Annotated in this window: 10 protein-coding genes; 5 read left to right on the top strand and 5 right to left on the bottom strand. The window is 58.3% G+C overall.

Annotated elements, in window-relative coordinates; genetic code table 11:
• Positions 1 to 12: 12 nt before the first annotated feature.
• The 5 genes from NT179_05935 to NT179_05955 are packed head-to-tail and all read right to left on the bottom strand — an operon-like array spanning position 13 to position 4,169.
• Positions 13 to 1,350 (bottom strand): ferredoxin oxidoreductase, encoded by a 1,338-nt coding sequence (locus NT179_05935; protein ID MCX5721554.1) that lies wholly within the window; start codon positions 1,348 to 1,350, stop codon positions 13 to 15.
• A 43-nt stretch (positions 1,351 to 1,393) separates the two neighbouring features.
• Positions 1,394 to 2,158, bottom strand: a complete 765-nt coding sequence (locus NT179_05940; protein MCX5721555.1) for a 2-oxoglutarate:ferredoxin oxidoreductase — start codon at positions 2,156 to 2,158, stop codon at positions 1,394 to 1,396.
• Positions 2,159 to 2,170: 12 nt separating this feature from the next.
• Complete coding sequence (locus tag NT179_05945) at positions 2,171 to 2,503, bottom strand: hypothetical protein (GenBank protein MCX5721556.1); 333 nt, start codon at positions 2,501 to 2,503, stop codon at positions 2,171 to 2,173.
• A 26-nt stretch (positions 2,504 to 2,529) separates the two neighbouring features.
• Positions 2,530 to 3,243, bottom strand: coding sequence for a 2-oxoacid:acceptor oxidoreductase family protein (locus tag NT179_05950; GenBank protein MCX5721557.1), 714 nt, complete (start codon positions 3,241 to 3,243; stop codon positions 2,530 to 2,532).
• A 23-nt stretch (positions 3,244 to 3,266) separates the two neighbouring features.
• Positions 3,267 to 4,169: a thiamine pyrophosphate-dependent enzyme gene (locus tag NT179_05955; GenBank protein ID MCX5721558.1), complete on the bottom strand. Its 903-nt coding sequence runs from the start codon at positions 4,167 to 4,169 to the stop codon at positions 3,267 to 3,269.
• Positions 4,170 to 4,584: 415 nt separating this feature from the next.
• Here NT179_05955 and NT179_05960 point away from each other — a divergent pair, with 415 nt between their 5' ends.
• From NT179_05960 to NT179_05980, 5 genes are all read left to right on the top strand, one after another.
• Positions 4,585 to 4,833, top strand: a complete 249-nt coding sequence (locus tag NT179_05960) for a methylenetetrahydrofolate reductase C-terminal domain-containing protein (protein ID MCX5721559.1) — start codon at positions 4,585 to 4,587, stop codon at positions 4,831 to 4,833.
• Positions 4,834 to 4,853: 20 nt separating this feature from the next.
• Positions 4,854 to 5,270 (top strand): preQ(1) synthase, encoded by a 417-nt coding sequence (gene queF / locus NT179_05965; GenBank protein ID MCX5721560.1) that lies wholly within the window; start codon positions 4,854 to 4,856, stop codon positions 5,268 to 5,270.
• A 253-nt stretch (positions 5,271 to 5,523) separates the two neighbouring features.
• Positions 5,524 to 9,627: a PAS domain S-box protein gene (locus NT179_05970; GenBank protein MCX5721561.1), complete on the top strand. Its 4,104-nt coding sequence runs from the start codon at positions 5,524 to 5,526 to the stop codon at positions 9,625 to 9,627.
• Positions 9,617 to 10,831: an ATP-binding protein gene (locus NT179_05975; GenBank protein ID MCX5721562.1), complete on the top strand. Its 1,215-nt coding sequence runs from the start codon at positions 9,617 to 9,619 to the stop codon at positions 10,829 to 10,831. The genes NT179_05970 and NT179_05975 overlap by 11 nt, the downstream gene beginning before the upstream one ends.
• A gap of 95 nt (positions 10,832 to 10,926) precedes the next feature.
• The gene (locus NT179_05980; protein MCX5721563.1) at positions 10,927 to 11,748 is read left to right on the top strand and encodes a symmetrical bis(5'-nucleosyl)-tetraphosphatase; all 822 of its coding nucleotides are present in this window, start codon (positions 10,927 to 10,929) and stop codon (positions 11,746 to 11,748) included.
• The last annotated feature ends 37 nt before the right edge of the window (positions 11,749 to 11,785 follow it).

Raw genomic sequence — 11,785 nt, forward strand, 5'->3', positions numbered from 1 at the left:
TTTCGCGACCGACTAGATGCTGCGCATAAAGTGCGCGACGTCATCCTGATTGACGGCTCCGCCCATGACCGAAGACTGGGCGACGTTGGTCGACTTCTTCCCGGTCAACCCGGACTCGACTTCGTCCACGATCAACTCCACAGGCATCGACTGACCGCCGTACACTCGCGGTCCACCGATGATCTTCGCCTTGGAGAATCCGTAAATCGCGGTGGCCACTTCCTTCGCCAACCAGCCGACATAGTTGAACTCAGGCACCACGATGAGCTTGGCATTTCCGCAGAGCGCCCGCAATTCCTGCGTCGGAAACGGGCGGAGCGACCGGATCTTGATCAAACCGATCTTGATGCCCTTTTCCGCGCAAATACGAACCGCTTCCCTCGACTGAGCCGCGGCGCTGCCTGAAGCGATGATCACCGCCTCGGCACCTTCCACATTCTCGGCCGTGAGCAATCCGCCCATATACTGATTGATATATTTGCGGGACCGTTCGACCGCCGCCCAGACTTCCTGCTGCCACACCGCATGGATGTTGTACGCCATGAAGTTCGACTTCTGCACCGGGGCGTCGCGGGACAAACGGGCGGGAGGATTCTCCGCATCGAGCACCGGGACCGCGCCGCGCCAGGCTTCGCGAGGAGGCAGCTTCATGCTGCGGTCCTGCATGCGGACATAGCCACGGGCGTGGGTCACGAAGAACCCGTCGCAGCAGACACCGACGGGCAGCGTCACATCGTTCTTTTCGCTGATCGTGAAGCCCGCCAAGGTGAAATCGTACATATCTTGTTGGTTCTCGGCATGGAACACGATCATGCCGCAGTTCAACAGGTAGGCCACTTCGATATTGTCCGGCTGAATGGCCAACGGGGCGTTGACGACGCGGCAGGTGAACATCGCGACCACCGGCAACCGGTGACCAGGCCAGGAGGCGATGCCTTCCAAGCCGCGCAACGTGCCGGGACCGGCCGTCGCCGTGTAGCAACGGACGCCGGCTCGTGATCCGCCGGCAATCGCCGCCATCACGCCGACCTCTTCTTCACCGCGGTAATATTCTTTCACATAGCCTTCGCCATAGAGCACGCCCACGAGCTGCATCGTTTCACTCTGCGGCGTGATCGGATAAGCGATGGCCAAATCGACGTTGGATCGCCGAATGGCTTCCTTCGCCGCTTCGCTGCCCGTAATGAACTCTTTCGTACGCGGGGCCTCGAGGAACAGATATTCCGGCGTCACCACCCGCTGCCGCTTGGCTTCGGCATGGGGATCTTTCCGGGCGGCCGGCTTGGCGGCGGCCACGGCTGAATCGGCCGGTTGGCTTGTCGTTTCTGGGGCTTTAACTGTTTCGCTCATTGTGACACCTCTCGGCTATATCGCCTGTGCTGTTCGACTGTCCTTAGCCTTCACGCTTCATCTGCTCGGCGGAATGGCCGAAGGCAGCCGCGCCGGCAACGCCCACCGTCACGGGCGCAAAAGTGAGGGGATTCGTGTGAGTTTTTCCGCCATGCACCCTCGATTGCGTACCGGTAAAGCGCACGTTCTCGCCGTTTTCCGGCAGCTTGATGCCCATTTCTTCGCGCACCCGCTTAAAGACCTGCGCGGTCTTTCTCAGCTTGATGATGTCCGAATCCCGGATCGTCAGCATCGCATCTTCATGGCCCTGCTCCGCGCAGATCGCCATCGTCAGGCAGTTCGTGCCCGCGCGAATCATTTTCAAGGTCAAGTTGGCGTAATGACAATGCACGCCGATGAAAATGCAGGCCTCAATCTTATTGCCCCAAATCGTGAGATTCGGGTGGTTCGGATTGATGACCTCTTCCGGATCGATCTTCGGATACTTCGGACGATAGTCCGGCATGGGGATGATCATGACGTTCGGAATCTGAGCGGCGATCTCCAGCACGGCTTTGGCTTTTTCGACGGCATGCTCGTTCCACGCCCAGAGGACCAAGGGGCCCGGGAAAATCGTGGCGTTGGGGCTGGTCAGCATTTTACGGGCCATCTCTTCGATGACCTTATCTTCGTTGGGCTCCAGCAATCCGTAGAAAAGCCCTTCGCCCGGGTCAGGCAGCGCGACTCCTAACTGAGCCGCCGACGGCGGATGGAATCCGGCTGGACCAGGAACAATGATGCGTTCTCGTGTATCAGGCGTCGTTGCCACTCCCGTACCTCCCTAATTACCTATAACAACCATCGGATTGGACAGGGTCACAATAGTCGACTTTTCTTCATACCGAATGTTGTCGGTGACGGCGGCCAGCGGCAATTGATCGATCATGATCATCTTGATGGCATTGTTTTTCGCCATATTGTCGCAAACCCACACGCACTGCGCGCAGCCCTTGCAGCGATCCACCGCCACATAGGCCGAGCCGTACTTAAAGCCCTTGGACTTGCCCAATTCTTCGCTGTACTGAATGGTGTTCGCTTCAGGACAATATTGCGTGCAGAGCTTGCAGCTCTTCTCGGCGCATATTGAAACATCGATATCGGCTACCAGATACATGGTGACTCCTTCGTGCTAAATCCTGGTTAGGCCCCTACGGTCGCACTGGCTTCCGACCGTTTCACTGTCGGCGCAGCCCAACCGTGATCGACCGCATAGTTCCAGCCGGCCTGAATCACCGCCACATTTTTATCGATCAATTCCTGCTTCTTTTTGAACTTCCGCTCGACGACGCTGTCCAAGGCCGCGGTTCCTCCGGAGACGACAAATCCCTTGCCCAGGAACCGGTCCTTCACCGACTGCTCCAGCGCTTCAACCGTGGTCAGCCCCGTGATGGCGCCAATGCAGCCCATCAGGGCCATATTCGTGCAGAGATCCATGCCCGAGACTTCGAGGGACAACTTGGTGGCAGGGAAGTAATAGAGCTTCGCGCGGCGTTCTTCCAATTCACGGGCCTGATCCTTATGCAGCGACATCGGGCCGTCGTTGTTGATCAGCGCAATCCCGTCTTCCTTCAATCCGAAGTAGAAGGGCATCGTATAGGACTTGCCGTGGGTAATGACCTGCGGATGGAAGATGATGATGATGTGCGGGAAGGTGATCTCCCCGATCTCATAGATCGGCTCATCCGACACGCGGACATAGCTCTCAACCGGGGCCATCCGCTTTTCCGACCCATAAAATGGGACGATCGTGCTTTCGCCGCCGGCCTGGATCACCGCGGTGCTCAGAATGTGTGACCCCGTCACGACACCTTGACCACCGACCCCCGCCATCCGAATGTTGAAGCGCTTTGCCATATCCGAGTCTCCCTCTGGGTCGCTTAAGCCTTGGTTGGAATTGCGGCGGCAGGAGCAGCCGGCTTCGGAAGAAATTCCTTGTAGCCATACCGCTCGGCCAGATACTGCTTGGCCTCTTCGCTCACATATTCCGTGAACTGATACCGGTCGTTCTCGACGTTCTTCGCGTCTTCCATGACCTTGTCGGTCGGAATCGCATACTCAATGTTACAGGAGGTGTAAGCCTGAATGTAGGTGGAGCCCACTTCGCGGGCGATCAACACGGCTTTCTTGATGACGCTCTCGACGCGGCGGGGATTGTTCGGGACGACCGTCGCCACGTAGGCACAGCCGGCCACCTTCGCCATCTGCAACATGTCCATCTTCTCGAACTTCTTGCCCAAGGGGGCCATCTTCAATACGGCGCCACGGTTGGTCATCCCGCTCTCCTGGCCGCCGGTGTTGCCGTACACTTCATTGTCCAACATGATCGTGGTGAACCGCTCCTTGCGGAACCAGGAATGGAGGACCTGCTGGAAACCGATGTCGGCCGTGCCACCGTCTCCCGCAATGACCACCACATCTTTCGGCTTGTCGCCGAACCGCAGCCGCAAGCCACGAGACAGTCCGCTCGCGACACCGTTCTGGTCGCCGTAGTTGCCGTACACAAAAGGGATCGCCGCCTGCGAAATCGCCAACCGTCCGCAGCCTGCCGTGCCGACGGTGATGGTGTCTTCCGGGTTGGGGAAGGCAATGATCGCCAGCCGGATGAACAGGGTCATCGCGCAACCGGCGCACATCGGATGCTCTTCAAGAATTTCCTTGAAGCTCCCCATTTGGGAGACAGAAATCTTCTTGCCAAAGGGGCCATGCTCGACCATGTCCCGATATTCTTTGGGCATGAACTTCTCAAAGCCACCGGAAAATTTTACATAATCAAGACTCATCGGAACACCTCCCTCTATCGTTGCAACGGAAATCCGTTGCCTGTCGGAAAGACGCGGTTATGTGCAACAAACCCGCAGGAAGTCGAGGTTGGAAAAACAGAACCGACCCGCGCATAGACAGTCAAACGAATTTGTATGGTAGCAAAGCCCAAAAAAGACTGTCAATGAGAAACGTCGGCACATCCTCGAACCACATGCGCACGGTAAAATTCTATAACTTCCTGATAATCAACACAACTTCACAGAAGGCCCACCGTGCCAAAAAGAAGGCCTAGCGCATCACCGGCCCGTAGGCCATTCGCCCTAACAACCGGCGTTTTGGCAATATTTCCGCATTAAATCAGAACCAGCAACCCGCGGCACAGCATGAGAGAGAGATTGCCGATTCCGCAAAATCTGTCTAGACTAACCTTCTATGCCAACACGCGTAATGATCCCAGGGGAAGACGACAGCGCGCAGCAGGCCGGCGGAGTCCATAAGCGCCCCCCGATTCCCGACGGGTCGCTCAAGGCCGAGTGCCCGAAGTTCATGAGCCACGGCCCCTGTGGAGGCGTGCGCAAGGGGGGCTTCTGCGAGGTGTACCCAGAGATGACCTGCCCCTGGGTCACCCTCTACATTCAATTGGAAAAAATCGGCCAGCTGGAATGGATGAAACAAGTCTAGAAAGACGTGAGGCGTAAAACGTGAAACGTAAAACAGTAAAAAGAAAATCCACGACGACCAAGCTTGGCTATGACGAGCGCCATGCCAAGAGCGGCATCACGGCCCCCCTGCCGGACATTGAGACCTTCCCGAACCAATACAAGGGCTACGAGATCACCATCGAGATTCCTGAGTATACCGCTATCTGCCCGAAAACGGGCCTCCCGGACTTCGGCACCATTACCCTGCATTACAAACCAGGCAAAAAATGCCTAGAGCTGAAGTCGCTGAAAATGTATCTCCATGCCTACAGAAATCTCGGCATCTTCTACGAAAACGCCGTCAACCGCATCCTGCACGATATCGTGAAGGCCTGTCGGCCGGTCCAGGCACGCGTCACAGGCGAATTTACGGCGCGCGGCGGGCTATCCAGTAAAATCGAAGCAACTTATCCCTAAGAATTCAACGCTGTCCACGGCAGCACCTTCCTCCGTTAGCATAACCATTCCACTCGCATCGAAAACAGTGGCGGCTCGGCCGAGCCCCAACGCTTAGAATCATTACCATGCGGCAGCCACCGGACGATGAGGAGCTGGCCTGCGAACTGGAGCCTGTGGATAGTGCAGATTCAGCTCCAGTGTCTCTCCTCCGATAAGGTATCTACTAAGCAATAAGCCAATCGCCTCTTTCTGTTCTCATTGAGGAAGCCGCATGAACTCACAGAACACGCTTGCCTCAAAGGCGGAGCCCCAATCATTCAAACACCGGCTTACAGTACTTGTCGGTGTCGCGGCCATCGCCACAGGGGGATTCACCCTCGCGGTGTACGATACGGTCACGACGGTGCAGATTGATGGACCGCTCTATACCCAAATTGTCCGGACCAAGGACCTGGCAGCCGATGCACTCCCGCCTCCACTGTACATCGTGGACTCTTACCTCGTGACGCTGGAACTGCTGAGTGCCCCAGCCGAGAAACAAGAAGCCCTCGTCGCACGATTCAAACAACTCGAGCAAGATTTCCTTGCCAAGCAAGCCGAATGGCGCGTCCGCCTGCCTCCTGGGCCGTTGCGGGATAATCTCACCGGGTCGTCCGGCCGGTTGGCACACGAATTCTACGAACAATGGAACCGCGAATTTCTCCCGGCCATAGAACGCGGGGATACCCGCACCGCGACGAATCTCGTGTACGGCCCCCTCACCAACCGCTTTGAGCAGCATCGCCTGGAAATTCTCACACTCGTCCAACTCGCTGACAAGGAGCGTCGCCAGATCGAAGGGCGAGCCGACTCCGTGCTCAAAAACCGGGCATACCTTCTCGGGAGCCTGGGTCTGGGCCTCCTCGGCACAATTTTTCTTGTGGGGTGGCTGATCAACCGTCGGGTCAGCGCACCACTTATCCGCAGCCTCCAAGACAGCGAAGAGCGAACCCGTTCAATCGTCAATACCGCCCTGGATGCCATCGTCGTCATGGACGAGCAGGGTCGGATTATCGAATGGAACCCTCAAGCCGAACAGATCCTGGGATGGACCAAACACGAAGTGATCGGGCGGAAGCTCTCGGACACCATCGTCCCCCCGCAATATCGCGAGGCCCACGACCAGGGATTACAGCACTACCTGGCAACCGGTGAAGGCTCGGCGCTAGGGAAGCGCCTGGAGCTTACTGCGCTGCGCTCCGATGGAACCGAATTTGTGATTGAACTGGCCATTACACCGCTCAAGCTGGCATCGGGAACAATCTTCAGCGGCTTTATCAGGGATATTTCCGAGAAAAGAAAGTGGGATGAAAGACTGCACGAGCAGATGCAACTGTCATTGCTGAACGCAGAGATCAACTCGGCCCTGGTCCAAGGCACCACGCTGCCGACCACGCTCCAGCAATGCGCAACCACGCTGATTCGGCAACTGGATGCCGCCTTCGTCCGCATCTGGCTACTCAACCCCAGCGATCTCTGCGACGACTGTCATAAGGCGGCCGCCTGCACCAATCGCACAGAGTGTTTACACCTGGCTGCCAGCGCCGGCCTCTCGGAGAATCTCAACGGCGAATTCCGCCGGGTTCCGCTGGGCGTGCTGAAGATCGGCAAGATCGCCCAGGGCGGGGGTGTGATGACGACCAACGACGTTCTGACAGAGGACCGCTTGCCCAACAAGCCATGGCTCACGGAAAATGGCCTGCAGGCGTTCGCCGGCTACCCCTTGATGATCGGCACTCGTGTGGTCGGCGTGCTGGCGCTGTTTTCTCGGCATCGACTGAGCGACCAGGCGCTGAAAGCGCTGGAGCGCGTCGCGCAGGTCATCTCCCTCGGCGTCGAGCAGAAGCGGAACGAAGAGGCGCTGCGCGCCAGTGAAGAACGGCTCGCGTTGACGGTGCAGGGCGCGAACGTCGGGATCTGGGATTGGAATCTCAACACCCAGGCCGTGTATTTTTCGCCGTTGTGGAAAAGCCAGCTCGGCTATGAAGACCACGAATTCGTCAACGAATTCTCGGAATGGGCATCCCATCTGCACCCCGACGATCGCGATCGCGCGCAACAGGCCGTCCGCGCAATCATCGGCAGCGCACAGAACCGGTTCAACATGGAATTCCGCTTGCGGCATAAAGACGGTTCGTACCGGTGGATACTCTCTCTCGGCGCCGTCACCCGCGACGGCAACGGTGTCGCATCGCGGATGACGGGGATCCATATCGACGCGACCGAGGACAAGCGTGCGGAAGAAGAGTTACGACGGGCTAAAGAAGCGGCCGAAACCGCGAGTAAAGCCAAAAGCGAGTTTCTCGCGAACATGAGCCACGAGATCCGGACGCCGATGAACGGCGTGCTCGGCATGACCGAGCTGCTCCTCACGACGGACCTCTCCAGCCGGCAACGGCACTTGACGGAAACCGCACATCAGGCCGGCGCGACGTTGCTCAACATTCTTAACGACATCCTGGACTTTTCCAAGATCGAGGCCGGGAAACTTGAGATGGAAACCATCCCCTTCACCCCCCGCCAAATCATCGAGGAAGTCGGAGACCTGTTCGCGGAGTCGGCGCAACGAAAGCACGTCGAGCTGGCCTGCCTCATCACGGAGACGGTGCCCCCTCTCCTGCAAGGCGACCCGTCCCGCCTCCGCCAAATTCTCGTGAATCTGCTCGGCAACGCCATCAAATTCACCGAGCAAGGAGAGGTCTTCCTCCATGTCACCACGGTCGAGAGCACGGCCACTGACGTGCTCCTCCGCTTCGAAGTGAGGGACACGGGCATCGGACTCTCACCCGATGCCCAAACTCGCATCTTTCAACCATTTATCCAGGCGGACGGATCGAGCACCAGAAAATACGGCGGGACCGGCCTGGGGCTGGCCATTGTGAACCAGCTCGTGCAGATGATGGGTGGCGCCATCGGTGTCGAAAGCGTAGAAGGCAACGGCGCAACATTCTGGTTTACTGCACGCTTCCACATCGCGGCCGAGGTGAAACAGGCTGCGCACACAACTGGGAACGGCTGCAGAGGGAAACGGATGTTAATCGTGGATGACAACGCGACGAACCGGATGATCCTGGAACACCACCTTCAATCCTGGGGGGCCACGTATAGCAGCGCAGAGTCAGGATTGCAGGCCCTAGACCTCCTGCGTGCGGCCATCCACGAAGGCCATCCCTACGATGTGGCGATCCTCGACTTGCAGATGCCGGGAATGGATGGATTCGAATTGGCACGGACCATCAAAGCCGATGCGGCCATTCGGGATGTGCGCTTGATCCTGCTCACCTCGTTAGGCCCACAAGGAACGGACAAAACCGAGCAAATCGGCATCCTCGACACCCTGTCCAAGCCGGTCAGACAGTCCCAGCTATACGATTGTCTCGTAACAATTCTCGCCGCCTCTTCGCACGAAGGCGCGCCTCGCGAACGCCAAGCCCGGCTGCACCCGCGCCCAAATCGAGGTAAGGGCCGCAGAATCCTGCTGGCCGAAGACAATGCGGTCAACCGGGAAGTCGCCCTCGGCATGCTGGAACTCGCCGGCTACGAAATACATGTGGCGAAAACCGGACGTGAAGCCGTCGAATTATCGGCGAAAACTTCGTACGATCTGATTCTGATGGACTGCCAAATGCCAGACATGGACGGGTTCGAGGCGACAGCCCTGATCCGGAAGCGGGAAGCGTCTCTCGTGAAACCTGACGAACACAACACGAGAGCGGCAGCACAGGACAAGCACGTGCCCATCATTGCCCTGACCGCTCACGCCATGGCGGGAGATCGGGAACGGTGTCTAGCCGCCGAGATGGATGATTATCTCGCCAAACCGTTCACCCAAGATCAACTGGATGACACATTGAGTCGTTGGCTTAGCCAGACGGACGATTCATCGGTCTACAGTGCTGAATCGGCTTCAACCGACGTCATGGCTGCATCTTCCATCCCGACGAGTCACACGGAGCAAGTCGACCCCGCAAACGTAGTCGACTTCACCGCATGGGAACCCATCAGAAAGCTGAAGCGGCCAGGACACCCCGATCCGCTAGGAAAGCTGCTGGCCAGATACTTGGAAGATTCCCGGCCACTCGTTGACCAATTGCGCCACGCCATCCAAGAGAACGACCCGACGACACTCCACGCTGTGGCACACCGCCTCAAATCGAGCAGCGCCACCATGGGGGCCTTGACCGTGGCGGCTCTCTGCAAAGAACTGGAGGCCCTGGGTCTCAGTCGTCAGATCGAAGATGCCCCACCACCCTTTCGGCAATTGGAACGGGACTTCGAAGCAGTGTGCTCCGTCTTTCAAGCCACGCTCACAAAGAAGGCGCACGATGAAGCCTGACCGGAAAGAGACTCTCCTAGCCTTAGTTGTGGACGACGATGCCGTGAACAGGCTGCTGGCGTGCGCAGCCCTGGAGAGCGCCGGATGGAATGTCGAAGAAGCTGAGAATGGGCGGGAAGGGCTGGAAGCCTTCCAGCGGCTCCAGCCTGATGTCGTGCTGCTTGATGTCATGATGCCGGAAATGGACGGCTATACGACCTGTGCATCCCTCCGAAAACTTCCAGAGGGAACACACACCCCCGTGCTCATCATGACCGGTCTGGACGATTACAACTCCGTCACACAGGCCTACGATGCCGGCGCCACCGACTTCCTGACAAAACCGCTGAACGGACTGCTGTTGACGCACCGCGTCCGCTACATCGTGCGGTCGAGCCGGATCGTACAGGAGTTGCGGGACAGCCAGGCGAGCCTGGTCCAGGCTCGCGATGCGGCGCTCGAAAGCACGCGACTCAAATCGGAATTTCTTGCCACCGTCAGCCACGAAATCAGGACGCCCATGAACGGCGTCCTCGGCATGACCGAATGGCTCATGGAGACACAGCTGACGCCTGAGCAACGTGACTGTGCGGAAGCGATTCGCACATCGGGTGATACCTTGCTCTCGATCATCAGTAACATCCTAGATTTCTCGAAAATCGAATCCGGCAAGCTGCAGCTGCAACAGATCGACTTCGACGTCAAAAAGCTGCTCGAAGACATCGTCAGCCCGTTTCGCCAACGGGCGCAACTCAAAGGGGTAGCATTGGCTTGCCAAATCCAGGAACAGGTGCCGCTATGGCTGCACGGTGACCCCGATCGACTGTGCCAGATAGTGAGCAATCTTCTGGGCAACGCCATCAAATTTACCGAGCATGGAGAGATCGTGCTCCGCGCGGAAGTAGATGAGAGGCAAGACCCGATCGATCCGGACAGGCCGGTCGCGTCAAGGCCCGTCAACGGGAACACCAGACGGCTTGTCACTGTGCGCTTTTCTGTCGCAGATACGGGGATTGGCATCGCCCCGGAGGCCTGCACAAGGATTTTCCAACCCTTCATGCAAGCCGATGGATCGACGACGAAAAAGTACGGTGGCACGGGATTGGGACTGGCGATCTGTCAACAGCTTGTCGATCTAATGGGTGGATCCATCGGCGTAGATAGCGAGCCGGGCCAGGGCAGCGTCTTTCACGTTACCGTCCCTCTTGAACACAAGGCGGAATAGGGCGCGCTCACATTTCCGCGCCGACGCGCATCAGGCTTCTGCTTGTGTTCTCACGGTGTGCAGGATAGGCTCACCCGTCGGAGAACTCTCCCCTCATGGCTACCTACGCAATCGGCGACGTCCAAGGCTGCTTCACTTCTCTCCAGCAACTGCTCTCACACATTCGCTTCGAGCCGACTCGGGATCGCCTGTGGTTTGTGGGCGATCTGGTCAATCGCGGCCCCGACTCGCTCGGCGTCCTGCGATACGTGAAAGAGCTTGGCCCAGCGGCCGTGACCGTGCTCGGCAACCATGATCTGTTTCTCTTGGCCGCCGCGTCCGGAATCGCCGCGCCCCGTGCCATGGATACGATCCAGCCGATCCTGGCCGCGCCAGACCGTGACGAGTTGCTGGCCTGGCTCCGATGCCAACCCCTGCTCTACCGTGAGGGCCCCTTCACGATGGTGCATGCAGGCCTGCTCCCGCAATGGACGATCGAGCAAGCCGAAGGGCTGGCGCGCGAAGTCGAGACGGTCCTGGCCGGCCCGGACTATCAAGAAGTGCTGCGAGCCTCCGTTGCATCTCCCTCCGTCCAATGGTCGGATGACCTGACCGGTCTGCCACGGCTCGCCTCCCTGGCCCACGTCTTCACCAGACTCAGAACCTGCACGGTGGATGGTATGATGAGTACGTCCTACAACGGCCCGCCGGATCATGCCCCATCGGGCTTCTTACCCTGGCTTCACATTCCCACTCGCCGCAGTTCCGAAGCCACGATTGTCTGCGGACATTGGGCCGCGTTAGGTCTGTATCTAAGTGATAACGTCTTGGCCTTGGATAGCGGATGCGTGTGGGGCAGAGAGTTGACGGCTGTCAGACTCGAAAACCGTCAGGTGTTCCAAGTGCCCTGCAACAGCGAGGACTGTCCCGGCTATTAAGCCGTCACAGTTTAGCCCAACCAAACATTACTAACGG

Source organism: Nitrospirota bacterium (assembly GCA_026387665.1).
In the GTDB taxonomy this organism is placed as follows: Bacteria; Nitrospirota; Nitrospiria; order Nitrospirales; family Nitrospiraceae; genus Palsa-1315.